Genomic DNA, 26,258 nt, shown 5'->3' on the forward strand with positions numbered 1-26,258 from the left:
CGCAGCACCAAGAAGGTGAGCGCCCGAACGTTGCACTTAGTAGTCGTAACTTATGTGTTGAAAGAAACGCACATTGACATCTTGTTTCTCGATATTGATGGGTAGTTGAGCGACGAAGCGTTTTATTGCAGTCTCTACGTGATTCATAAAACGGCCATAGCCCATGTCTTTTTTATCCTTGTCATTGGCGACAATAACAAAACGCAGAGTATCTACCAGGTGTGTTTCATCAAATAGTGAATAAATTTGGTGATCATCTGAGCTGGTATTAAAGCTTAACTTTTGCAGTTCTCGGTTAGTATCGGACTTATCGATTTTTGCACTTCTAACAATCGGTAAACGCCCATCTGCTACCATGGCTACCATATTGAGCTGTTTGTCCGCGCAGGCAGATAAAAACGCATCTTCAAGTGTGCGGTAGAATTGTCCGTAATCACCTGAGCGCATCTGGCTTTGAAATTCAGTTTTGATTGCACGAGACACAGGAATATTAAACGTTACATAAGTCATTTCACTGTGTACATCAGGCAAGGCACAGTGCCGAGCTTGATAACGTGGGTACAAGGCTCTTAGCTTATAGCCATAAGACTCCTTGTCACCCTTTGCTTTTGCAAATACGTCGTAGGTCAAGTGTTGATGGTCTCGCACTCTAAACTGTGGCTCTACAGAAGAGAAGCCGTCTTTAAGCGCATCCAGTACTTTTTTTACTTTGTTATGAAAGTGTGCTGCATTGGCACGTAATTCATTACCTGTGGCTAAAAATAGCAAGCGAATTTTGCGTGCTTGATAACCATCACCGAGATAGGTTTGGTGCGCTTCATGAAATTTAGGGTTATAAAAAAACAAAATTTGTTTGTCGGTTTGCATGGTGTAGGCTTCATCATGATATCGAACGACCGGTAACTTGTCATTGGCGATAACATGAACATTATGTAATTCATATTCATCACACAGTGCAAATAATTGGCGAGATAAGCGCTCGTAACATGCTGCAACAGAGTCAAAACACGCATAAAATTCATCATCCGGCTTAAACTCGGCAAGAATATATTGGTTGTTTCTAGCTTTAGTTGAGATGTAAACACGATTTAGATTCATTGAAGCCATTACTTTGTCCTTTCCTAGGTAACGTAATTTAAGCAATACTCGGTGGTTGAGTACTTTAATGGCGCAACTATAGGATGAAGTTGTGAAGGAAATATTGCGCTAGAACAAAATTTGTCACAAAAAGCTGATTAATACTTAACCTAATGAATAAATCCTGATACAGCGCAGATAATTGCTGTAAGTTCGGCTAAGTTTTTGTAATAATGCCGAGGTTAACTTAGAGCATAATTCAGAGGAAAGATTTCCTATGGCGGAAACTGAAAATCGCCCATCAAACTTTATTCGCAACATTATTGATGCGGATCTTGCCAGTGGCAAACATGCGTCTACGCACACACGTTTTCCACCTGAGCCAAATGGCTTTTTGCATATTGGTCATGCAAAATCAATTTGCTTAAATTTTGGTATTGCCCAAGATTATCAAGGTAAGTGTAACCTACGTTTTGATGATACCAATCCAGAAAAAGAAGACATCAACTACGTTAAATCTATTCAAGAGGATGTTCAGTGGCTTGGCTTTGAGTGGGATGGTGAGATTTGTTATTCATCAAACTATTTCGACAAGTTGTACAGCTACGCCGTAGAGCTAATTGAAAACGGTAAAGCGTATGTTTGTTTTTTATCTCCCGAGCAAGCGCGTGAATATCGTGGAACGTTAACTGAGCCGGGTAAAAATAGCCCTTATCGTGATACGTCACCGGAAGAAAACTTAGCCTTATTTGAAAAAATGAGAAATGGCGAGTTTAAAGAGGGTGAATGTGTACTGCGCGCTAAAATTGACATGGCAAGCTCATTCATGGTGCTTCGCGACCCGATTATTTACCGAGTACGTTTTGCCCACCACCATCAAACTGGTGATAAGTGGTGCATTTATCCAATGTATGACTTTACGCACTGTATTTCCGATGCGCTTGAAGGGATCACGCATTCACTATGTACACTAGAATTCCAAGATAACCGCCGTTTGTACGACTGGGTATTGGATAACATCAGCATCGAGTGTCACCCGCAGCAAATTGAGTTTTCTCGCTTAAACCTCGAATATACAGTAATGTCAAAGCGTAAGCTTAATGATCTAGTTGTAAATAATCATGTTGAAGGGTGGGATGACCCACGTATGCCGACGATTGCAGGTCTTCGTCGTCGTGGTTATACACCTGCCGCTATTCGTGAATTTTGTAAGCGCATTGGTGTAACCAAAATGGACAACATGGTTGAAATGGGTATGCTTGAAGCGTGTATTCGTGACGACCTAAACGAAAATGCACCACGTGCTATGGCGGTACTTGACCCTGTTAAGTTAGTGATTGAAAATTTTGACGCAGATAAAGTTGAAATGCTTCGAGCGCCTAATCATCCTACATTAGAGATGGGCGAGCGTGAGTTGCCGTTTACGCGCGAAATCTATATTGAACAAGAAGATTTCCGCGTAGAAGCGAATAAAAAGTTCAAACGTTTGGTGCTAGGTAAAGAAGTACGTCTTCGTAACGCTTATGTGATTAAAGCTGAACGCATAGAAGAAGACGAAAACGGTAATATTACGACAATTTACTGTAGCTATGACCCTGATACTTTAGGTAAAAACCCGGAAGATGGTCGTAAGGTGAAAGGCGTAATTCACTGGGTATCTGCTTCACATTGTATCGAAGCGCCAGTGCGTCAGTATGACCGTTTGTTTACGGTACCAAACCCAGCTGCAGCTGATGATTTTACGGAAGTATTAAATCCAGACTCTTTGGTGACTATTGCTAATGCTAAACTAGAGCCTGCACTTGCAAACGCAAAACCAGAGCAAGGTTATCAGTTTGAGCGCTTAGGTTACTTCTGCCGTGACAATAAGTCAGAAGCGCTGATGTTTAACCAAACTGTTGGTCTGCGTGATTCGTGGGCTAAGATAGAACAGCAAGGTTAACTCTTGATGAGGTCGACTTATGTCGGCCTTTTTTATAGCCTTTTCGTTATCCGATATTATGTCTGAAAAATCCATCCAGCACTTTTATATCAATGAGCAACAGTCTATTTATCTACTGTCTCATATTGACGCAAAAAAACACCGTCAGTGGCTTAATATTTGTAAGAAGCAACTGAGTCTACTTGGCTATAAAAACGTTGAGGTGATTGGATCTGGTGCATTTGGTTTTGTATTCGCAGGTACAAGTGATATTGGCAAGGAGTGGGTGTTTAAATTTTCTCGGATCACACTTGCCCAAAGTGTTCGCGACAGGCTTGAAGACGAAGGTTACATGTTGTCGCAACTTGACAATCCAATGATCCCTAAGTTTTATGCGTTTGAGCGAGCAAAAAAGCAAGGTATTTTAATGATGGAGCGTGCGCCAGGAGAAGATTTAGAGAAAATCTCGCTCAGGAAAGGCCGCTTTCAAGCGCATGAATTAGTAAGTCTTGCTTTGAAACTGAGAAACGTATTGGTTGACCTACGTGAGCGCCGCAATGGCATGTCTCCTCAGCCTATTGTACACGGAGATATAAAACCATCTAATATTGTTTGGGATGAGGCGACAGATAATTTCTCCTTAGTTGATTGGGGTAGCTCGGTTTATGCGCAAGTCGATATTTTCGGTGAGCCTATCGCGAGTAATATCATGGACTTGATGTCATCTGATGTGAGCACAACCAATGCTAGGATGGGAGATGTGTATTTTATTGGTGATGAGCAAATGTCAGGGGCGCAGTCTTCGCCACGCTTTGATGAGCAAGGAGTAGCATCAACAATTTATGCGCTGGCAAGTGCACAATCATGTCGGTTTGGCGCAAAGGTACTCCCAGCCAGCGCTCTGGGGCTTCCCAAGGTATTTGCCCAAGTGCTGGATGGCATGCTTAGCAAAGACAAAGCAACGAGAGACAGTGCAGGGGATTACTTTGTGCGTAACATGCCCGCAATGGCGAAAATGTATCTGCCAGAGTTAATCCTTTCAGAAAAAAAATCTCGCATCCCATTTTGGACACATGAGGCTGAAGTAAAGCCAGAAACGGTAGTATATAGCTCCCGAAAGCAGTTTTTGCGCCGTGCTGACGATAAGCACAATCTAAGAGATGTAAATGATGCGCAGCTCGACAGATACTATAAAGAGTTTTTATTTGATACCGGCGACACCGAGAAAGCGTTTTTGGCGTCTATCAGCCGTTTGGCAAAATATCCTGTAGTAGGTGGCTTGAGTTTTCACTGGAAAGATACTCAAGTATTTGTCGAGTCAAGCCTGATTTTACACGATGAAACATTGAATCTGGCATTTAAAGACGCGTTGAACGCCGCCGTAATGATTGCACAGGGGATAAAACAAAAAGGTTTGTTTAAATGCTGCTTGTTCGACGCGCGTCAAACTATTCAATTGACTCGTGACGGCACTAGTGCTTTTCAATTTGAACAACTTCCTGAGCTCGAATATAGTGTCAGTGACATATCAAGTAATGAAATTACACGGCCACACTCCTATTTTGAAGACGGTAAAGACCCTGATGAGCAGCTTCAGCTTCCAAAACAGATCATCCAATGTGTGTTCGAACTCAATCAAATTCACCATACTGGTTGCATCATTTTTGAATCTTTACAAGATAGGATGAAAATTCACTATTACTACCGACTACTTGACGCCAATAAAGAAGCACAGTTTAAATCGTTATTGACTCGGATCATGCAGTACGCTGTTAGCATTCAAGATTATGGTGTAGCGGGCTTTATGAAGCTTCCTTACAAGAACACACGTGAGTTTGACTTATGCGAGCGCCAACCTGATAGCTTTTTTCCAAAAAACCCAAAAGCATTTATGTCATCAAGCGTGTAATACTAATTGGTATAGTTAAACGAACTGATGCTACACGTTATACCAATTAGACTTAATACTTGCTCAATTTGAAGGAGTAAATCTGACGCTAACAGGTCGCGTTAGCGGAGTTATCGACAAGGTTTTCTCGCCTCAATATAGACCACTCAATTAAGATAATTGGTATTAATTTCCTCTACACAAGAAAATCAATTTTGAATACAAAAAAGCCAGCTTAACGCTGGCCTATTGCTTAAAGAGGCAAAAGATTTGGTTAATTACCATTTTCTTCTGCGTATTTCTTACAAGCTTCTTTATCTTCACATTCACCATACAAATAAAGTGAGTGGTTGGTAAGTTTAATACCATTATCGCTGGCAATTTCTTCTTGTCTTGTTTCGATGACGTCATCTTCAAACTCAACAACTTTGCCGCATTTTAAACATACCAAATGGTCATGGTGTGTGCTACCAGAAAGTTCGAATACAGATTTACCGCCTTCAAAGTGGTGGCGTGTGACAATCCCAGCATCATCAAATTGGTTTAATACTCGATATACTGTAGCGAGTCCAATTTCTTCACCTTTATCTAAAAGGATTTTATATACATCCTCTGCACTGATATGTTGATTATCAGGAGATTGAAGGATTTCTAAAATCTTGATACGTGGCAGTGTTACTTTTAAACCAGCCTTTTTAAGCTCTAAGTTGTGATCAGTCATTAAATCTGTCTCAATCTGTTGGTTATAATTTGTCTTAGGTCAATATTCACGACGCTAAACCTAAGAATAACTTGCTAGGGCAACAAGTGCAAAGCAAATGGATTAATCTTCCAACTCGCTTAGGCACATTTCATCGTATACTTGCGCACACCATTGTTTAACACGCTGCTCTGTCAACTCAGGCTGACGATCTTCATCAATACCAAGGCCAACAAATTTACCGTCTTCTACAACAGCTTTAGATGCTTCAAAATCGTAGCCGTCAGTTGACCAATGGCCAATCACAATAGCGCCACGCTCGGAAACGATGTCGTTGATCATACCCATTGCATCAAGGAAGTACTCGGCATAATCTTCCTGATCACCACAACCGAAGATAGCGACTAGCTTACCTTCAAAATCAATTTCTTCTAACTCAGGGAAAAAGTCATCCCAATCACACTGTGCTTCACCGTAGTACCAAGTCGGGATCCCAAAAAGGAGTAAATCAAATTCAGCAATTTCCTCTTTACTGCTCTTTGCAATGTCCTTTACGTCTACCAGTTTTTTGCCCAGCTCTTTTTGAATCATTTTAGCAACGTGTTCAGTGTTACCAGTATCGCTGCCGAAAAAAATACCTACGCTTGCCATTAATTGCTTACCTTCTATCTATTAACCGCTAACTTTTCTTGTAAGATGGTCTCTATGAGTGCACTTCGACTAATGTTTTGCGACTCAGCCATATCACTTAGCGCTTGATATAACTCTGATGAAACCTTAAATTCTACTCTTTTTAGACCACGAGCACGATCTCTTTTTATTTGATTGCGCTTGTTAACCTTTAACTGCACTTCTCGAGGAAGCGGGTTTGTCTTCGGACGCCCGGGACGTTTTTCATTTTCAAATAAGTCAATGGTCGTTCTATCTGTCTCCGCTTTGGCCATTATCCCACACCTGCGCCTTGCCAAAATACTTGGATCAGACCTTTAGCGATAAAACCTGAACAGCCTAGAAACAGTACGAGCCATACAATATAACGTCCGAACTTTGGTACATCGCCTTTTTTCAGTACGTCTTGAATTGCCATACCGATGAAAAAGAATATACCTGCTAGCGCAAACCATAGCCCTAGCGTTTCAAATTCATTTATAAATTGACTGACCATCTGAGCTCTACTCAATATTTAAACGGCGGCTACTATATCACAATCTACATGCATAAATTAAGTTTATAACGGCAAATCGATTTGTTTTATTGAATAAAATCAATAATTGAACGATTTACCGCATCTGGTTTTTCTGCATGTAGCCAGTGGCCTGCACCTTGTATTATTTTTGCTCGGGCGTTAGGAAATAGACGCGCGATGCTATCTTTATGTTCTGGAAGGATATAATCTGAATTATTCCCTTTGATAAACAAAGTATCGCACAAACAAGAATGAGATTCATTAATGTTGTCTGTTATTGTGTCGTACTTTTCGGTAATTACATCTAAATTAAAGCGCCATGCAAGCTGTCCAGCTTCATTTTTAGCTAAGCTTTTGAGCAAGAACTGACGTACGCCTGGGGTGTCTATATAGGTAGACATAATGCCATCTGCTTCGCTGCGGCTAGATACTTGGCGTTGTTGTACTTCATTTAATGCGGCAATAATTGCATCATGTCGAGAGTGATAAGCTACAGGGGCGATGTCTAAAACAACCAATTTATCAACTTGCTCAGCAAATAACTGTGCAAACTGCATGGCGACTTTTCCCCCCATAGAGTGACCAACGAGATGTACTTTGTCTAGCTTTAACTCATCAAGCAGTATTTTGATGTCATTGGCCATCACAGGATAGGACATATCAACATCGTGAAATGACCGGCCATGATTTCGCAAATCGACATTGATCACATTAAAATTCGATGCGAGTGCTCTTGCGACGACGTTTAAATTTTCAAGGGACCCAAACAGCCCATGTATAATGATAACGGCAGGGTTTGTTGCGTCACCAGTTTGTTGGTAGTTTACCAGCATGCTTCCTCCAAATTTGCGGGTAATTGTGACATTGAAGAGGAAAAATGCAAAGCCATAGAGTAATAAGCTAAATTTGGATATACTACGTGACAATTGAAATGAGTTGCTCCTAATTAGCATAGATGACAGGAAACGCATGAAAAAGATAGAAATAGATGACGAGCTATATCAATACATTGCAAGTAATACTCAAAGTATTGGAGAAAGTGCTTCGCAAATCTTACGTCGTTTATTAAAACTTAATTCTGGGACAGAATCCAAACCCAACTTACAGCAGGAAGAAGAGCAGGCTCAAACAGCAGAAAAAGAGGCTCAACCAAAAGTGCAAAGCCAGCCTGCAAAACCAGCTGCAAATGTCTTTAATATTCTAAATAAAGAAGAATTAGCGATGCAAAAGGGAGTTGTAGGGCGCTTTTTATTTATACTTTCAGCGCTACATCGCACCCACAAATCTGAGTTTAACAACGTGCTCGAAATTAAAGGTCGAGATCGGATTTATTTTGCAACCAGTAAAGAGGCTTTGCTTGAAAGCGGCAGCAGTATGAATCCAAAAAATATTGTTGATAGTGAATACTGGGTAATGACAAACTCGAATACAACGAGAAAGAAAATGATGCTTCATGAAGTAGCTAAGGTGTTAGGTTACACAGATGAAGCTGCCGAAAAAATCAGAGACTACCTATAAGTAAGGAAATCTTATGGCGATCCATCCGCAAGCAGGTAAGAAGGTAACGCAAGAGCAGTTAGTTAATATTCCTAAGCTGGTTTCTTCATACTATTTGAATGAACCTGATTTAGAAATACATCCGGAGCATTGTGTTGCTTTTGGCACCAGTGGCCACCGAGGTTGTTCACTTCATTTCAAATTTAATGAGTCACACATTCTAGCCGTGACTCAAGCTATTTGTGACTTCCGTAAAAATAACAATATCTTTGGCCCACTGTTTTTAGGTAAAGACACACATGCTTTATCGGAAGCTGCTTTTAATTCGGCTATCGAAGTGTTAGTGGCAAATGAAGTGCAGGTGATCACGCAAGAAAATGATGATTATACCCCGACTCCTGTTATCAGCCATGCAATTGTATCGCACAACTTAACACACCCTCATGAGCTTGCTGATGGTATTGTCGTGACGCCATCACATAATCCGCCAGAAGATGGAGGCTTTAAGTACAATCCACCGAATGGTGGCCCAGCAGACACCGATGTCACAAAGTGGATTGAAGATAGAGCAAATCAATTATTACAAGAAGACCTGGTTGAAGTAGAGTTATTTCCGTTTGCAAAGGCCAAGCGTTCAGGGTTTATAAAATATGAAGATTTGATCACCCCCTATGTTGCGGACTTAGGCAATATTATTGATATGGAGGCGATAGCCAAGGCAGGAGTCAATATAGGTGTAGATCCACTTGGCGGCTCAGGCATTAATTTTTGGCCGGTGATTGCTAAGCACTACGGGTTGAATCTTAGCGTAGTAAATAATGTAGTTGACCCCAGTTTCGCATTTATGCCTCTTGATAAAGACGGCAAAGTGCGTATGGACTGCTCATCACCCTATGCGATGGCCAATTTGATAGCGTTAAAAGATGACTATGATATTGGTATTGGTAACGATCCAGACTTCGACAGGCATGGTATTGTCACGCCAGATGGTCTGATGAACCCAAACCACTTTTTAGCGGTGGCAATTGATTATCTGATCAAGCACAGAACTTGGAATAGCTCGATAAAAATTGGCAAAACTTTGGTATCTAGCGCCATGATTGACAAAGTGTGTGGTGCAAATGGTCGTGAAGTTTACGAAGTGCCTGTTGGGTTTAAGTGGTTTGTAAGTGGGCTTGCAACAGGGGAACTAGCGTTTGGTGGTGAAGAGAGTGCAGGCGCTGCTTTTCTGAGAAAAGATGGTACTACTTGGTGTACAGACAAAGATGGCTTTATCATGGGGTTACTCGCGGCGGAAATTTTAGCCGTAACCGGAAAATCACCATCTGAGCATTATTTGGCATTTGAGCAAGCATTTGGCGCGCCGGTGTATAAGCGCATTGATGCACCAGCGAGCAGTGAGCAAAAAGCAAAGTTAAAGGGATTGAGCGCAGATAACATCAAAGCAGATACGTTAGCAGGTGATAAGATTACTCAGGTGTTAACTAATGCACCTGGTAATGGTGCTGCGATTGGTGGTCTAAAAGTCGTCACCGAAAACGGCTGGTTTGCGGCGCGGCCATCGGGCACTGAAGATATTTACAAGATTTATCTTGAATCATTTAAAGGTGATTCACACCTTGCTGAGTTGGAGCAAGCGGCAAAAGCGCTTGTGGATTCGGTAATTAGTTAATAATAAAACTTCTAAAGCCATACAGTTTGTATGGCTTTTTTGTATCCCAGTAAGGGCTACTCAACAAGATCAATTTGGAATTATGACGTACTTAGCAGAATTAAAACAAAACGGTGACTTTCTTACACTCACAAGAAATAACGAATTTACTCTAGAACCTGTCAGTTTCACATTAAACAATGGCACCTTAGTTGAAGTGCTCGATACCGGTGTGATCCAGTTTACTCCAGTGGGTGAAACGACAAAAGACATCGTACTGTCTAGCGCTGTGCACGGAAACGAAACAGCACCGATAGAGATATGTGACGAGCTTATCCAACATATTATCACTGGTAAGCTGACGTTAGCGCAGCGTGTGCTGTTTATTTTCGGTAACCCGAAATCCATAAACATTGGCCAGCGCTTTGTCGATGAGAATTTAAACCGCTTATTTAACGGCGCACATAATCAAGAAACAGATAACCCCGAAAAGGTTAGAGCGCAAAAACTAGAGGGATACGTTCGAGCCTTCTTTGAAAAAGGTGGAAGCGAGCGCTACCGATGTCATTACGATCTTCATACTGCTATTCGGGGTTCGAAAAACGAAAAGTTTGCAGTATACCCCTTCTTACATGGTAAGCCGTGGAAGAAATCACAGCTGCAATTTTTATTGTCATGCGGTGTCAACACCGTGTTAATGATGCGCTCGGCGGCAACGACATTTAGTTACTTTTCTTCTTACCAGTTTGGGGCCGACGCATTTACCATCGAACTTGGGCAGGTAAAACCATTTGGTGAAAATAATATGGCGAGCTTTGCAAAAACCAAAGAAACGCTAAAAGCATTAATTAGCCAAAAAAATGTAGAATATAAAGAATTTAATGCAGATGAGTTTGAGTTATTTATGGTACACCGTACTATCAATCGGACACAGCCTGAATTTTCTTTCCCATTCTCTGATTCTGCGGTGAATTTTACTGGATTTGCGAAAGGCGAACTATTGGCTACTGACGGAGATCAACAATACTTTGCAGAGGTCGACGGTGAGGCAATTATCTTCCCTAATGCCAATGTTGCACTGGGTCAACGTGCATTATTAACGGTAGTACCATTAGAAGTGGATGAAAACTTTATATAAATCAATAATGTAAAAATAAGCCTTCCATCGTATCGAAATCTTTCCAAAAACATTGATGTATTTTGGCGGTTATTCATCTAGGATTAGTTGAATAACCGTTTACGTTAACGTAAAGTTGAATAGCTTTAATTTAATTTACTTACTTAAATCGCAAATATTATTCAGTCTTTGATAAGTTGTTAGACCAGTTACTCACGCTAACCACAAAAGTCATTAAGACCAATTAACACAATCATAAATGCGAGGTGAGTTATGGCTCTTTTCGTCTTACATCAGCTGTACTCTGGTTGTATGTGAGGGGGCAGGGGTTGAGCTCAGTAAGTTTGTTATGACAACAAGAGAAGGTAGGTTATGACTAACCCCAATAATATATCCTTAAATATCAGCCATGCGCTGGAATTTATAGATGGTCATGCACTCAATATCCCTACATTAAAGATTTTAAGTGACCAAGGCGATGTTTTAGACGGTGCAACAGCACCAGAAATTGATAAAGAAACGGCATTAAGAATATATTCCACAATGCGTTTTATTCGTTTACTTGACGAGCGTATGCAAGGTGCTCAGCGTCAAGGGCGTATTAGCTTCTATATGCAGTGTCTTGGCGAAGAAGCAGCCGTTACGGCAAGTGCCGCAGCGCTAAAAGAAGATGACATGATCATGGCTCAATACCGTGAACAAGCCGCAATCCATTATCGTGGTTTTTCATTAGAAGAGTTCATGAATCAGCTATTCTCCAATGAGAAAGATTTAGGTAAAGGTCGTCAAATGCCTGTGCACTACGGATCCAAGGCATTGCATTATTTGACAATCTCATCGCCTTTAGGTACCCAGATCCCGCAGGCTACCGGTTATGCTTATGGCCAAAAGCTGAAGCATATTGATAAAGAGACCGGGGAGTTAACGTCTGAAATAGAAAACGTTACTATTTGCTACTTTGGCGAAGGAGCCGCGTCTGAAGGCGATTTTCACGCAGGTCTAAATATGGCGGCTGTGCATGGCTCACCCGTCATTTTTTATGCTCGCAACAACGGCTATGCTATCTCCACACCAGCGGATGAACAATTTAAAGGCGACGGTATCGCTGCTCGTGGTGTTGGATATGGAATTAAAACGATTCGAGTAGATGGTGCTGACGCTCTTGCAGTATATGCTGCGACACAAGCCGCGCGTAAAATTGCTGTAGAAAATGGTGAGCCTGTGATGATCGAATCTATCGCATATCGTTTGGGTGCTCATTCTACTTCTGATGATCCTTCTGGTTATCGTACAAAAGATGAAGAAGCTGAGTTTAAAAACAGCTGTCCGGTAAATCGGTTTAAGCAATGGCTCCTAAAGCAAGACTGGCTGGATGAAGCGCAGGATGATCTCGAAAAAGAAAAGATCCGCGAAGATATTCTAGCAGCGTTAAAGGTAGCAGAAAAAGTACAAAAACCTGCGCTAGAAGATTTGGTTTCTGATGTCTATGACACCCCAATTCCATCATTACAAAAACAATATGAAGAATTGAAGGCACATATTAAAACCTATCCTGACGCATATCCAGTTACCGCAGGGAGAATAAAATAATGGCTAAAATGAACATGTTACACGCCATTAATTCGGCGTTAGATATCACCATGGCAGAGCACCCACAGGCTTGTATTTTTGGTGAAGATGTTGGCTACTTTGGCGGTGTATTTCGTGCAACTTCTGGTCTACAAGAAAAGTATGGTAAGCACCGTGTTTTTAATACGCCGTTGACCGAACAAGGTATTTTGGGCTTTGCCAATGGCCTAGCGGCATTTGGTGCTCCTGCACTTGCTGAGATCCAGTTTGCTGATTATATCTTTCCTGCGTTTGATCAGATAGTAAACGAGTCTGCAAAATTCCGTTACCGCTCAGGTAATGAGTTCAATGTAGGTAACCTAACGGTTCGCACGCCATACGGTGGCGGAATTGCAGGTGGCTTATATCACTCACAATCACCAGAAGCTTATTTTGCCCATACACCTGGTCTTAAGATTGTCGTGCCTCGTAACCCTTACCAAGCTAAAGGCTTACTACGTGCTGCGATTAAAGACGATAACCCGGTTATTTTCTTTGAGCCGAAGCGCTTGTATCGAGCGTCTGTTGGTGAAGTTCCAGAAGAAGATTACAGCATTGAGCTTGGCAAGGCGGAAGTCATAGAGGAAGGATCGGATATTACGCTTCTTGCTTGGGGTGCGCAAATGGAGATCATCGAACAAGCAGCGCAAAAAGCAGCAGAGGCAGGTATTAGCTGTGAAATAATCGACTTAAGAAGCATTCTTCCTTGGGATGTTGAGACGGTAGCAAAATCAGTGATCAAAACCGGCCGTTTAGTTGTGAGCCACGAAGCGCCAATTACTAATGGTTTTGGTGCAGAAATCGCGGCTACCATTCAAAAAGAGTGTTTTTTACATTTAGAGTCGCCAATTGAGCGGGTTTGTGGATTAGATACGCCATATCCTTTAGCACTGGAAAAAGAATATGTGCCAGATGCACTTAAAGTGTTTGCTGCTATTAAACGTTCTATGGAGTTTTAAGGATAAGTTATGGCTAAAGAATTTATCTTACCCGATATTGGTGAAGGCATTGTAGAGTGCGAAATCGTTGAATGGTTAGTGGCTGTTGGTGACGAGGTAAAAGAAGATCAACCAATTTGTGATGTCATGACTGACAAGGCACTAGTGCAGATCCCAGCGGTACATGATGGTGTGATCACAAAGCTACATTACGAAAAAGGCGAAATTGCGAAAGTGCACGAACCTTTGTTTGCAATGGACGTTGCTGGCGAGCAAACATCACCAGCGGAGCAGTCGGCACCTCAGTCTTCATCAGGCACTTCAACAAACTCAGTATTAGAGGATTTTATTCTACCAGATATTGGTGAGGGAATCGTTGAGTGCGAGATTGTTGAATGGCTTGTCGCCGAGGGCGATGAAATCAAAGAAGACCAAGCCGTTTGCGACGTGATGACGGACAAAGCACTGGTGCAAATCCCTGCAAAATACGACGGTATTGTGGAAAAGTTACATTACCAAAAAGGTGAGATTGCACAGGTACATAGCCCATTATTTCAGATGAGGTTGGCATCATCACATGCTGGAAAATCAGATGATCCAGTGGCGGACATCCACAAGCCCAAAGAAAGCAAAGAGCAATCTGCGACGGTAACTGGTGATGCGATGCGAAGTCTTCCAAAAAATGGTAAAGCGATTGCTTCGCCAGCAGTGCGCCGAAAGGCACGTGAAGTAGGCGTTGACCTGTGTGAAGTGCCCGGTTCTGGTAAAAACGGTCGTGTATACAAAGAGGACATCGAGCATTTCCTTGAGCACGGCGTTAATCTTGATACGGCCAAATCTGAGTCAAGTAAAGCAGCACCAGTTGAAACGCCAAAGCTGCTGTCTACCTCAGAAGGTGGAACAAGAGTTGAACCTCTGCGCGGTATGAAAGCCGCAATGGCAAAACAGATGGTGGCTTCGGTATCGACTATCCCGCATTTTACATATTGTGATGAGATTGATCTGACGGATTTAATTGCACTGCGTGGAACCTTAAAAGAGCAATATGCTAAACAAGGTATCAAGCTGACGATGATGCCATTTTTTATCAAGGCGTTATCACTTGCAATCAACGAGTTCCCTATCTTAAATGCAAAAGTAAATGATGATTGCACCGAAGTAACTTACTTCGATGACCACAATATTGGTATGGCTGTAGATAGTAAACTGGGTTTATTGGTGCCGAATATTAAATCATGCCAAAACAAGTCTATTGTGGACGTCGCCCAATCAGTTACTGAGTTGACTGAGGCGGCTAGGGAAGGGCGGGTATCTCCTGATTCACTTAAAGGCGGTACTATCTCTATCTCTAACATAGGCGCAATTGGTGGTACGGTCGCGACACCTATTATTAATAAACCTGAAGTTGCTATTGTTGCACTTGGTAAGGTTCAGCAGCTACCGCGCTTTGATGCCAAAGGGAATGTGGTTGCACGTTCAATTATGCAGGTAAGTTGGTCTGGTGACCACCGTATTATTGATGGTGGTACAATTGCGCGATTCAATAATTTGTGGAAGTCCTTCCTAGAGGAGCCAGCTAAAATGATGATGGCAATGCGCTGATCTTTGTTTTTGCTAGTTTCTACTTGTTGCAAAGGGTCATTATGACCCTTTTTTATTGGCTATCGGTTGATCATTTGTAGCTCTAGAAAGTATAAACTGTCATCATATACCGGTAAGTAATTCTCACGTCATAAAAGATAAGCTATAAAAACAAGCGGATATTAACCTCCATAAGCGCCCGCAGTATCGATGTTTCTGTCAGTTATAACTGCCTTCTTCGGCGCTAAGTTAGTCTGAAGTTGGCTCGCAGCCTGTGCAGTTTCAATACTCATGAATTATATCAGATAGAGTCACCCCGAGCGCGATTATATATCTCAGCCCGTTACTCAATCGTTTACTAGCGGTTTAGTTCGAGTGAAAAATTTGCAGTAGAAAATTTTTAGTGATCCATTGGAAACTTTTTATCGAGAACAGTGTGAAGTAGATTGTTTCTAAAAATAAAACAATTTCTATATCTCATAAAATAGAGTTTAATCCATATTTCAACTTGTTTAGATTTTACCGAATAGGTTTAAGGTCTGGCTATGTCTTAATCAGCCAAAATTATCATTCATAATTAAGCACTTCTATAGCTAGCTCTACAAATTTGACAGTTTGTTAATTTTTACATTTTTACTACAGGCTCTGTGGTGTTTTTAAAAATATCCATTTATTTCATGTGATTAGAAATAGCTCCCATTTTGGTTAATTTGTTTTGATAAGTTTACGGAAGTGAGCGTATATGACACAAAGTGTGAGAAAGTGTGCTTTCATTTTGTTTTCAAAACAGGTAAAAAGAAAGGGTTAGTTTGGTTGTTACCAAGTCTAAACATCGCAAAAACATTATTTAAAATAATAATTAATATCAACAAAGGGAAATTCGATGTTTGCTAAAAATAAAATTCTTAGCTCAATTCAAATGTCTTTTCTTGCTGCGGCAACGTTGTCTGGAACGGCATTAGCCGAGCAGAATGATAACGAAGCCAAGGAGCTTGAAAGAATTCAGATCACAGGTTCGCGTATTGCGCGGTATGAGCTTACTCAGCCTTCACCTACTATTACTTTAACAGGTGAGCAAATCGAACAAGCTGGTATACCTGATTTAGCACAGGTGCTTTCAGAGCTACCAGCAATTGGTGCGACAGGTACGTTAAGAGCTAACACTGGTAGCAGTGAAAATGCGGGTTCAAGTACAATCGACTTACGCCGTTTAGGTACAGATAGAACACTGGTACTTGTAAATGGTAAGCGTCACGTTGCAGGTCAGCAAGGCTCGGCCGTAGTTGATTTATCTACAATCCCAACATCAATGATTAAACGTGTTGAGGTTATCACAGGTGGTGCTTCTGCGATTTACGGCTCTGATGCGGTATCTGGTGTAGTAAACATTATTACCAGAGATGACTTTGAAGGGCTTGAACTAAAAGTTGGCTATAGTGACTCACTGCACGGTATTGGTAATAAAAACAAGACATTTAGCTTAGTGGGCGGCGCATCTACAGCAGACGGTAGAGGTAACGCTACAGTATATATTACTAAGGATTCTGTTGCTGAAGTAATGGAGCGTGATATGCGCCATTATACTGAAAGTAGCATTGCTGATAATCCAGCAGATACTGGAGAAGATGATGGTATTCCTGATAAGGTGTGGGCACCAAATGTCCTATCAGAGTGGATCAGTCAGACTGCGGTTTTAGATTATAATAGAACGAATTACACTTTTGATAACGCAGGCAACGGTCAATTAATGCCTACGAGAGATTTGTCTAATTCGCAAGCTTTTGGTAGTTTTCCTGATGGCTGTGAGCTATGTTTTTCAACATCAAGATATGAAAACTTCCTTCCAGAGCGTGACAAGGTCACAGTAGGGTCGTTCTTTAACTACGAAATCAATGACAACGTTAAGTTTTACTCAGATGTAAAATACGTGCGCTCTGATATTACTCAGCAGGCTCAGCCAGCGTATCGTTTTGGTGATGGTGATACCGTAAACTTATTAGAAAACCCTTTTGTATCGCAAGAAACACTAGACTTCTTCAAGGCTAAAGCGGCGCAAAATGATAAGGTTAACCTAGAAGAAATAAGTATAAATAAGTTTTTCGACGAGATCGGTAACCGAGAAGCTAGAAATAAACGCGAAACATTTAGACTAGTTTCAGGTGTTAAAGGTGATTTTACCATCAGTGATACCCTGTTTGACTATGATGTCTATTACTCTTATGGGCGTACGGAAAATGACCGAATTCAAGCTAATGATCTAATTATAGGTAATTGGGTTGCGGCATTAGATGCAGTGATCAACCCCAAGACTGGTCAAGCAGACTGCCGCGCAAATGTACCATCTATGCAAGGTGACGACTATTCAAGCCCTGCAACCGTTGATGTGAAAAACTGTGTACCGTATAACCCATTTGGTTATGATCAAGTTTCTGATGAGGCGAAAGCTTGGGTGAGTGCTAACGTAACTCGCCAAGATACAATCAAACAAAGATACTTTGGTGGTTCATTGTCATTTGATAGTGCTGAGTGGTTTGAGTTGCCTGGTGGTGCGATGGGAATGGCACTTGGCTATGAAAAACGATGGGAATCATCTGGTTCAGTTACCGACGAATTAACCAAATCAGGTGCATTGAATGAGGTTGCTACACCAGATACATATGGTGAATATGATGTGTCAGAGTGGTTTGTAGAAGTAAACCTACCAATTCTATCAGATGCTTTCTTAGCACATGATTTAAGTATTGACGGTGCGTTTAGACGAGCAGACTACTCGCATGCAGGTGAAGTTGATGCGTGGAAGGTTGGCTTTATGTGGTCACCTATTGAAGGGTATAGTCTTCGTGGTACCTACAGTGAAGCGGTACGAGCACCAAACGTAACCGAAGCATTCTCACCTCGTAGCCCTGATTTTGCTCGTGTTTGGGATCCATGTGATAAATCAAGACTGGGAAATAACCCGAATCGTGCAGCAAACTGTGCAGCACTTGGTATACCAGCGGATCATGTCGGTCAAGATAATGCCAGTAAACGGGTAATCCTTGGTGGAAATCCAAACTTGACAACGGAAGAATCTACTTCATTTACAGTCGGGTTTGTTGCAACAGCGTTTGAAGACTTTTCATTTAGTATCGATTACTACGATATTGAAATTGAAGATGCGATTCAGTCAATTAAACCTCAAGCAGTCGTGAATAACTGTGTTGATGGTCCAGCACTTGACCCTATTTACTGCTCGCAAATTACACGAAATCCAAACAACAACTCTGTTACGTTTGTTGAGTCTGGTTACCAGAATACCGCAAAACGCGTTTTATCGGGCGTAGAGGCTGACTTTAGCTATAATCTTGATCTTGCTGATTTCTCGCTTCCGGGTGAAACTAAGTTTAACCTATTTGTAAACCATGTGTTTGAGTATGATACTTACGCGTTCCAAAATAACCCTGATAAGCCAGATCGTCAGGATGGAGAGCTAGGTGATCCATCGTGGCAAGCAACCTTCAGAGCAACATATAGTCTCGATGATTTATCAGTGACTTGGAGCAGCCGCTTTATCGATAGATCTGCTATCATTGACTTGAAAGAAACGTATACGGTGGATGGTAAAAAAGAGGGCGATACACCTGAAGATGCTGCTTACCCGTATGCACCAAGCACGGTATATCATGATTTATCAGCTCGTTACTTAGCAACAGACGATCTTTCCGTTGAGCTAGGTGTGCGTAACATTTTTGATAAACTTCTACCTGAGTATGTCGGTGGTTCTGGGGTGGACTCAGCAATTTATGACCCGTGGGGAAGAAGAGCATTTGTTAACTTCACCTACAATTTCTAAGTTGAAGCATTAACAAAAAAGGCCACTTTGATGTGGCCTTATTTTTTCACTGAAAAGGGGTTACCTTTACTCAATCCCTTTTTTTGAATACAGCGTTACTTTATCTGAAAGCAGTGTAACTTTGATATGTTTATCGTCACTTCCCCAAATACAGTTAGTGTGAAGTGTTTTTTCTTCACAGTTATCTGCTGAACCGAGAATTTGCTCTAGTTCAGTTTTGTCCATACCAACTTCTAGTTTATTGTAGTTTTCAACGGTTACTTTAGAACAGCCTGTAAGGCCGAGTAATATCGATGCAAGTACTATTTTTTTCATTATGCTGCCCATCTAATGTTTATATTTTCTTATCTGGAAGATCACACCAAGTTTTGGGTGGTCTAAGTAATGTATATCTCCACTATACACGCGAGTATATTGAGACATTCTTGCGGTACGAGTATCTTGACCTTCTTCGTATCGTAAATCTAAGTTTGTTGTCACGTAAAGGTAATGCCTCACATGGATCTTGATTTGCCCTTCTAGTTGAAAATGCGCTTGAGGATTATGCGCTTCAACATCGAAAGGGCGAGTAAGGGCGGAAAAGCTATCGCCGCTTTGTGTAACAGTATAGCTCAACGGTGGCTTATGTTGCTTACCCGCGATGATTTCAATATTTGGTGCGCGTCGTTTGCTTTGTTCTGGAAAGCGCCACCCTGTATGTAATATGGGGTTTAACCCTTTGCGTTTCAGCTCATTAATCTTGTTTGTAAAATTTAGCTGAGTTTTGTCGAGCAAATAGATAGCATTCATATGCTCTTGTGGTTCAACACGGGGTGTAAGAGGTAACTCGTCAAACTTTGCAACATAGTCTACATCTGGGTTACAGATAGTAGAGTAATTGCCCTGTGTAAGGGCCTTTATCAAGTTCGGTTCTATAAATTGCTCGCTGCCTTGTAAGCATAATTGATGACCGGTGTTATTAAACCCTTCAAGCAATAGCGGTTTAATATTTTTGCGTGGCAGAGGCGTAAGTTCAATACTAAAGTCCTCTTTCAGTGCGTTGGCTGATGCTTGCTCAAACGCGATTATTTCAACCTCAAACCAGCGTACAGCATGAGCATACTGGCTGCTAGCTAGCGCTACCAATAGGCTTATGCTTTTTATTATTTTCATGCTACCGCCTTTTTCTCAAAGTCATCTATCATGGCTTTTATTAGCTTTAACCTTTCTTGGCCATTCTTTTCTTCAATCATAAACTTCAGTTTATTTGCACCTTCCATCCTATAGGTTGAAGGGCTACTTTGTATCAAGCCAATGATGAATGTTGGGTTAACTTTTGTATGACTACTAAACTCGAAGAAACCACCTTTAGGGTTTGCTTCAACTTTGTTGATGCCAAGTTGAGTTGCTTTTAGCTTAACAGATTGTACAGCAAATAAATTTTTCGCTGCATCCGGCAGTAAGCCAAATCGGTCTATTAGCTCTATTTGCAATTCATCTAATTCTTGTAGAGATTTAGCACTGGCGATCCGCTTATACATGCTTAAACGAATATTAACATCATGAATATAGTCATTAGGAAGTAGGGCTGGGAACTTAAGGTCAACCTCACTTTGTTGTTGAAGTAAGTTATCAAGAGTTGGCTCTTTACCGTTTTTGAGGGCTTCAACGGCTTGTTCCAGCATTTCCATGTAAAGTGTAAATCCAACCGTTTGGATCTGACCACTTTGATCATCACCCAATAGTTCTCCAGCACCACGGATCTCTAAATCATGGGTAGCGAGGGCAAAACCTGCTCCAAGATCTTCTAACTGTTCTATTGCCTGCAAACGTTTTACTGCGTCTTTGGTCAATGCTTGGGAATTTTTTGTTAGTAGGTAGGCATAGGCTTGATGATGGCTTCGGCCAACTCGCCCACGTAGCTGGTGAAGCTGCGCTAAACCAAGCCTATCAGCTCTATCCATAATGATAGTATTAGCTGATGGTATATCTATGCCAGTTTCAATGATGGTGGTACAGACAAGGACATTGTACTTTTGATGATAAAACTCTCCCATCAGGTGTTCTAGTTCTTTTTCACGCATTTGCCCGTGTGCCGTTGTTACATTCGCTTCGGGAACTAGGGCTGAAATGTCAGCACTTATTTTATCGATAGTCTCTACATTGTTGTGTAAAAAGTACACTTGGCCACCGCGCTTGATTTCGCGCAATATTGCCTCGCGGATCAACTCGTCATTTCGTTCGCGGACAAAGGTTTTCACTGCTAACCGCTTTGCCGGTGGCGTAGCAATAATTGATAAATCTCGCATGCCACTCATGGCCATATTCAATGTACGTGGAATAGGGGTTGCTGTGAGCGTTAGAATATCAACATCGGCTCTGAGTTGTTTGATTTTTTCTTTTTGCCTGACCCCAAAACGGTGCTCTTCATCGACAATCAATAAGCCTAAATCAGCGAATTTTATATTTTCTTGAATAAGCTTATGCGTGCCAATAACAATGTCAATTTTGCCTTCTTCGAGCTTTTGCAGAGTCTCTTTTTGCTCTTTTGCTGAGTTAAATCGGGATAATACGCCCACTTCAACAGGTAAATCTGCAAATCTATCTTTGAAGTTCTCAAAATGTTGCTGAGCAAGCAAAGTGGTAGGGACTAAAACCGCGACTTGCTTGCTGTCATTAACCGCAACAAATGCAGCGCGCATCGCAACTTCCGTTTTACCAAAGCCAACATCACCACACACGAGCCTGTCCATTGCAAGACTTGACTGCATATCAGCCAATACCGCGGTGATGGCGTTGCGTTGGTCGTCGGTTTCTTCGAATGGAAAGCTGTCCGAAAAATCTCGGTAGGCGTTTGCATCAACCTTGAAAGCATAACCGGGTTTACTTTGACGCTTTGCGTAAATATCCAGAAGTTCAGCAGCCACGTCTCTCACTTTTTCAGCCGCTTTACGCTTTGCCTTTTCCCACGCGTCATTGCCAAGTTTGTGCAGTGGTGCTGAGGCCTCTTCACCACCAGAGTAGCGACTGAGCATGTGCAGCGATGACACTGGCACGTACAATTTTGCTTCATTGGCATAGGTGATTGTTACAAATTCAGTAGCAACACCGGCGGCATCTATTGTTTCTAGCCCTAAGTAGCGACCGACACCGTGGTCTAGATGTACAATCGGCTGGCCTGCTTTTAATTCAGCTAGGTTTCGGATCAGTGCATCTTGACCTTGTTCATATTTATGCTTTCGGCGGCGTTTTTGTGAAATTTTTACACCAAGCAGCTCTTGCTCGGTGATAATAGAAAGGGAGCGAGTCTCTTGCATTCTGACACTGGTCGCCAGTGGGGTGACGATAATGCCAACATCAGCATCACAGGCTATAAAATCCCCGATCCGCTTGAAGGGAGTTAGTTTTAGGCCTGTTGGCTTGAGTAGAGTTAATAACGACTCTCGTCGTCCTTCAGACTCCACGCTAAATAGCACTCTGGATTTTTGTTTCTTTTGTTTAGTGATGTAATCAAGCACTTTTTGATATGGATTACTCTGCTTGTGCTCAATACGGACATCATCTATCAACTCTGCATTGATGTTATGATGGCCAGCCTTTGTCCCGAGTTTTGCTTGACTTAGCTTTATTCTCGGAAATCGATTTATGCCTTCAAAGAGTGTTTCTATCGGTTGGTATAGCTTGGCAGGTGCCAACAGTGGACGAAGCGGATCTACTTTTCGGTTTTCATAACGTTTTGATACATCTTGCCAAAATGTGTGAGCCGCAGACTCAATATCCCCAAATGGCATAATGACGGCGTCGTTAGGTAAATAATCAAATATAGTAGCGAGTGAATCAAAAAACAGCGGCAAGTAGTATTCTATACCAGCAGGCCAGTTGCCCTTGCTAACCTGCATATAAATACTGTCTTTTTCACTGCTTGCACCAAAAGCTTCACGATAGCTGATCCTAAATCGCTCAATATCTTCGGCATTGGTTGGAAACTCGTGAGCTGGCAACAGATCTATCGCTTCGATTTCGTCATTTGAACGCTGACTTTCAATGTCAAAATGCCTGATTGAGTCAAGCTGGTCATCAAAAAAGTCTAATCGAAAAGGAAGAGGGCTACCCATAGGGTACAAATCTATAATCGAGCCGCGTACTGCAAACTCGCCATGCTCCATAACTTGTTGAACGTGTCGGTAACCTGCTTGTGTAAGCGTCTCACGGAGACTTTGGGCATCAACGGTATCTCCCTTTTTAACCTGCAAGCTCATACCATGAATAAAGCTCGGTGGCGCTGTGCGCAGCATAAGTGTTGACACAGGAATGATCAGCACTGACTGCTTCTCATGCTTTAACGTGTTTAGTGTTGCTAGGCGCTGCGAGATGATATCTTGATGCGGTGAAAAGTGGTCATAGGGCAAAGTTTCCCAGTCTGGAAACATCATCACTGGCGTGTCGTTTAACAGGTACGCCAGCTCATGCTCAAGACGAAGTGCAGAAGGAGTATCAGGAGTAATTAGCACCACGAGGTTATCGTGTTTTTGAATGCTTTCACTTAAACAGAGTGACAGGCTACTACCAACTAGGTTACCCCAAGTGATTTTGTCCTTATTAGATTTTACCCATGGTAAATTATTCCACTGCACGTTCGCCATTGACTACTCCTATTTATTAATCGCGATAGATTTTACAAAGATCTTGGTAGTGATCGATTCGTCTGTCTCTTAAATACGGCCAGATCCGACGAACTGATTCACTACGAGCCAAATCTATGTCTACCACACAGACGGCTTCGTCTTGTTCCGAAGCATGTAATAGCATCTCACCTTGTGGACCTGCCACGAACGAGTTACCCCAGAATTGGATCCCTTCGCTTTGTCCTGAAGGATCCGCTTCGTGACCAACACGGTTAACACTAATCACCGGAACACCATTAGACACGGCGTGAGCGCGTTGAGCAATGATCCAGGCATCGCGTTGGCGTGTTTGCTCAGCTTTGTCGTCTCTTGGATCCCAGCCTATTGCTGTTGGGTAGATAAGAAACTCAGCTCCAGCCATCGCCATCAAACGTGCACCTTCAGGAAACCACTGATCCCAGCACACTAAGACGCCAAGTTTACCCACTGAAGTTTGGATCGGTGTAAAGCCCATGTCGCCAGGCGTAAAGTAAAACTTTTCATAAAAGCCTGGGTCATCGGGAATGTGCATCTTACGGTATTTACCAGCGATAGTACCATCAGACTCAAGTACAACCGCAGTATTGTGGTAAAGCCCTGTTGCACGTTTTTCAAATAACGAGGCAACAATAACTACATTCAACTCTTTGGCTAATGCACCTAAGGTCTCAGTGCTTGGACCTGGGATAGTTTCTGCCAAATCAAATAGATCGGTGTCTTCTGTTTGGCAAAAGTATAAGCTGCGATGTAGTTCTTGCAATACTATTAGTTTTGCGCCTTGCGCCGCTGCGGCTTTGATGCCATCACAAGTCTTAGCAAAGTTGCTTTTTAGATCAGCCGAGTTGCTATGCTGCACAACACCGACTTTTATGTTTTTTTCAGCCATGATACTTACCTTAAAAAACCTTTGGGTAACTGCATAGTAATACAATGCAAGCTACCGAATTGATGAATGATTGGTAAACAGTTTACGCCTATTACTGTTCTTTCAGGGTGGGCAAGGGAGATTTTACCCAGTGCTTCTTGGTCTTTTTCATCACCATAAATTGGCACTAAAACCGTTTTATTTAAAATAAGGTAATTTGCATAAGTGGCAGGTAATCGCTCCCCGTCACTATCATACTTAGCACTAGGCCACGGCAGGTCAATCAGCTTGTAGGGATTGCCGCATGGCGTACGAAACGAGCGTAACTGATGTTCCATTTTATTCAGCGCATCGTAGTGCTCATCACTTTTGTCGTCGCATTTTACATACACTAAAGTGTTGTGTGGTGCAAAGCGCACTAGGGTATCGATATGGCTATCTGTATCATCTCCTGCTAGGTAGCCATGATCAAGCCACAAGAAAGACTCTGCACCGAGCTCTTTTTGCAATACCAGCTCTAACTCGGTTTTACTTAAATGTGGGTTCCGATTCGGATTCAACAAGCACTCAGATGTTGTCAGTAATACTTTATGCTCGTTTATCTCAATACCGCCGCCTTCAAGTACAATATCCACAGGTTCAAAGGTGCAGTTGGGGTTTAACACTTGTGTGGCAAGTTGTTTATTGATTTTGTTATCGAGTTCAGCGGCAAACTTATCACCCCAACCTGTAAACGTGAAGTCTTTTACACACAGTTCCATGGTGCTATTTTGTGTTGTTAGCGGGCCATGATCACGTGCCCAAGTGTCATTACAGGGCGTAACGACAAACTGGCATTGGGCTAAGTCAACATTGGCGTCTGCTAATAAACGTTCAATGTGTTTTCTTAGCGATTCATCATGCGCCACAATAACCACTTTTTGAACTTGAGTAATATGTTGGCAAAGTACGACATAGACAGGCTCTACATCGCTGAGAATATCTCTCCAGTCAGTTTGCGAATGCGGCCAAGTGAGCATCACGGCATCTTGTTCTGCCCATTCAGGGAGTAAAGTAAAACTCATTAAATCATCACCATAGAATAATAAGCCTATAGTTTATCATTAACCTCAGAGGTGTCAGTAAATTTTGACGCGTTTAATTGAGGTTGCTGAGTTTGATTGTGTGATTTTTACTCCTTTTGCTGTTTTTGTTTTAGTTGCCTGGTTTGTGCATGTAAACTGGCGCGAACCAATAACTCTTGATCAGCTTCTCTGATAGCTGTGAACACTAAGGTATACTTTGATTGTTGCTTGGCCAGTACTTGGGAGTAGCAAAAAATAGCACTAGCTTCATTGCGTAAAAATACTTTCGTTCGCAGCGACTGACCTACTTCATACTCGTCTTCTAATGTAACCGTTAAGCCTCCACCACCATAGCTGTCACAGTATAAGCTGCTGTCGTCAGGCTCTTCAGTGGCAAGAATGTGGCTAATGATTAGGTCAATTTTGCGTGATTGTGCTTGTAAGTAGGCCGCGAGTTCATTAGCGGTATCGCCTAGGTTGCGTAGGGGCCTCAGGGCATTAAGGTCCAGTGCATTGATTTCATTGGCAAGCTTGAATAGTGGGGGAATGGCAGCCTCTAATTGGTACTCATTTTCAGGTACCATATTATCGTCTACTGGGTATAGGTTTATTTGAACCTGCTCCGCTACTTGAAAGTACTGTTCAAATAATTCCTGCAAATTTGCTTTCATTTTAATCTCTTAGCACTAC

At 42.0% G+C, this 26,258-nt stretch carries 21 protein-coding genes; 9 read left to right on the forward strand and 12 right to left on the reverse strand.

All coding sequences use genetic code 11. The features are described 5' to 3' along the window. Positions 1-36 precede the first annotated feature (36 nt). On the reverse strand, positions 37-1,107 hold the full coding sequence (locus tag F9Y84_RS07880; RefSeq protein ID WP_128729675.1) for a DUF3083 family protein: 1,071 nt from the start codon (positions 1,105-1,107) through the stop codon (positions 37-39). A gap of 247 nt (positions 1,108-1,354) precedes the next feature. Between F9Y84_RS07880 and glnS the strand changes: the two genes are divergently transcribed. Both glnS and F9Y84_RS07890 read left to right on the forward strand, forming a co-directional pair. Continuing rightward, the gene (gene glnS, locus F9Y84_RS07885; RefSeq protein ID WP_147390561.1) at positions 1,355-3,019 is read left to right on the forward strand and encodes a glutamine--tRNA ligase; all 1,665 of its coding nucleotides are present in this window, start codon (positions 1,355-1,357) and stop codon (positions 3,017-3,019) included. A 58-nt stretch (positions 3,020-3,077) separates the two neighbouring features. After that, positions 3,078-4,907 carry a protein kinase domain-containing protein gene (locus F9Y84_RS07890; protein ID WP_147390562.1) on the forward strand — a complete coding sequence of 610 codons (1,830 nt, stop codon included), beginning with the start codon at positions 3,078-3,080 and terminating at the stop codon, positions 4,905-4,907. 253 nt (positions 4,908-5,160) lie between these two features. Here F9Y84_RS07890 and fur read toward each other — a convergent pair whose 3' ends face one another. The 5 genes from fur to F9Y84_RS07915 form a co-directional block, all read right to left on the reverse strand. Then, the gene (fur, locus tag F9Y84_RS07895; RefSeq protein ID WP_125251414.1) at positions 5,161-5,607 is read right to left on the reverse strand and encodes a ferric iron uptake transcriptional regulator; all 447 of its coding nucleotides are present in this window, start codon (positions 5,605-5,607) and stop codon (positions 5,161-5,163) included. Between the two features lie 102 nt (positions 5,608-5,709). Continuing rightward, positions 5,710-6,237: a flavodoxin FldA gene (gene fldA / locus F9Y84_RS07900; RefSeq protein WP_125251413.1), complete on the reverse strand. Its 528-nt coding sequence runs from the start codon at positions 6,235-6,237 to the stop codon at positions 5,710-5,712. A 14-nt stretch (positions 6,238-6,251) separates the two neighbouring features. Continuing rightward, complete coding sequence (ybfE, locus tag F9Y84_RS07905; RefSeq protein WP_010372698.1) at positions 6,252-6,530, reverse strand: LexA regulated protein; 279 nt, start codon at positions 6,528-6,530, stop codon at positions 6,252-6,254. Further along, complete coding sequence (locus tag F9Y84_RS07910) at positions 6,530-6,751, reverse strand: DUF2788 domain-containing protein (protein ID WP_010372701.1); 222 nt, start codon at positions 6,749-6,751, stop codon at positions 6,530-6,532. Before F9Y84_RS07910 ends, ybfE begins: the two co-directional genes overlap by 1 nt. A gap of 86 nt (positions 6,752-6,837) precedes the next feature. Continuing rightward, positions 6,838-7,605 (reverse strand): alpha/beta fold hydrolase, encoded by a 768-nt coding sequence (locus F9Y84_RS07915; protein WP_147389687.1) that lies wholly within the window; start codon positions 7,603-7,605, stop codon positions 6,838-6,840. Between the two features lie 136 nt (positions 7,606-7,741). Here F9Y84_RS07915 and seqA point away from each other — a divergent pair, with 136 nt between their 5' ends. From seqA to F9Y84_RS07950, 7 genes are all read left to right on the forward strand, one after another. Continuing rightward, entirely contained in the window at positions 7,742-8,290 is a 549-nt protein-coding gene (gene seqA / locus F9Y84_RS07920) for a replication initiation negative regulator SeqA (RefSeq protein ID WP_147389689.1), read from the forward strand. A 13-nt stretch (positions 8,291-8,303) separates the two neighbouring features. Further along, the gene (gene pgm, locus F9Y84_RS07925) at positions 8,304-9,941 is read left to right on the forward strand and encodes a phosphoglucomutase (alpha-D-glucose-1,6-bisphosphate-dependent) (RefSeq protein ID WP_147389691.1); all 1,638 of its coding nucleotides are present in this window, start codon (positions 8,304-8,306) and stop codon (positions 9,939-9,941) included. A gap of 82 nt (positions 9,942-10,023) precedes the next feature. Then, positions 10,024-11,058 (forward strand): succinylglutamate desuccinylase, encoded by a 1,035-nt coding sequence (gene astE, locus F9Y84_RS07930; protein ID WP_147389693.1) that lies wholly within the window; start codon positions 10,024-10,026, stop codon positions 11,056-11,058. Between the two features lie 351 nt (positions 11,059-11,409). Continuing rightward, positions 11,410-12,627: a thiamine pyrophosphate-dependent dehydrogenase E1 component subunit alpha gene (locus F9Y84_RS07935; protein ID WP_125251408.1), complete on the forward strand. Its 1,218-nt coding sequence runs from the start codon at positions 11,410-11,412 to the stop codon at positions 12,625-12,627. After that, complete coding sequence (locus F9Y84_RS07940) at positions 12,627-13,604, forward strand: alpha-ketoacid dehydrogenase subunit beta (protein ID WP_125251407.1); 978 nt, start codon at positions 12,627-12,629, stop codon at positions 13,602-13,604. The genes F9Y84_RS07935 and F9Y84_RS07940 overlap by 1 nt, the downstream gene beginning before the upstream one ends. A 9-nt stretch (positions 13,605-13,613) precedes the next feature. After that, positions 13,614-15,185 (forward strand): dihydrolipoyllysine-residue acetyltransferase, encoded by a 1,572-nt coding sequence (locus F9Y84_RS07945; protein ID WP_147389695.1) that lies wholly within the window; start codon positions 13,614-13,616, stop codon positions 15,183-15,185. Positions 15,186-16,047: 862 nt separating this feature from the next. After that, a complete protein-coding gene (locus F9Y84_RS07950; RefSeq protein ID WP_147389697.1) occupies positions 16,048-18,996 on the forward strand; it encodes a TonB-dependent receptor domain-containing protein in 2,949 nt (982 codons plus the stop codon). 66 nt (positions 18,997-19,062) lie between these two features. Here the strand turns inward: F9Y84_RS07950 and F9Y84_RS07955 are convergent, their stop codons facing one another. From F9Y84_RS07955 to F9Y84_RS07980, 6 genes are all read right to left on the reverse strand, one after another. Further along, entirely contained in the window at positions 19,063-19,311 is a 249-nt protein-coding gene (locus tag F9Y84_RS07955; RefSeq protein WP_128729666.1) for a DUF3862 domain-containing protein, read from the reverse strand. A gap of 12 nt (positions 19,312-19,323) precedes the next feature. Then, the gene (locus F9Y84_RS07960) at positions 19,324-20,148 is read right to left on the reverse strand and encodes a CsiV family protein (RefSeq protein WP_147389699.1); all 825 of its coding nucleotides are present in this window, start codon (positions 20,146-20,148) and stop codon (positions 19,324-19,326) included. Beyond that, on the reverse strand, positions 20,145-23,618 hold the full coding sequence (mfd, locus tag F9Y84_RS07965) for a transcription-repair coupling factor (RefSeq protein WP_147389701.1): 3,474 nt from the start codon (positions 23,616-23,618) through the stop codon (positions 20,145-20,147). Before mfd ends, F9Y84_RS07960 begins: the two co-directional genes overlap by 4 nt. A gap of 16 nt (positions 23,619-23,634) precedes the next feature. Next, positions 23,635-24,525, reverse strand: coding sequence for a carbon-nitrogen hydrolase (locus F9Y84_RS07970; RefSeq protein WP_147389703.1), 891 nt, complete (start codon positions 24,523-24,525; stop codon positions 23,635-23,637). Between the two features lie 5 nt (positions 24,526-24,530). After that, on the reverse strand, positions 24,531-25,568 hold the full coding sequence (locus F9Y84_RS07975) for an agmatine deiminase family protein (RefSeq protein WP_147389705.1): 1,038 nt from the start codon (positions 25,566-25,568) through the stop codon (positions 24,531-24,533). A 107-nt stretch (positions 25,569-25,675) separates the two neighbouring features. Beyond that, positions 25,676-26,239 (reverse strand): PilZ domain-containing protein, encoded by a 564-nt coding sequence (locus F9Y84_RS07980; protein WP_125251399.1) that lies wholly within the window; start codon positions 26,237-26,239, stop codon positions 25,676-25,678. Between the last annotated feature and the right edge of the window lie 19 nt (positions 26,240-26,258).

This window comes from Pseudoalteromonas peptidolytica, assembly GCF_012641745.1.
Lineage (GTDB): Bacteria > Pseudomonadota > Gammaproteobacteria > Enterobacterales > Alteromonadaceae > Pseudoalteromonas > Pseudoalteromonas peptidolytica.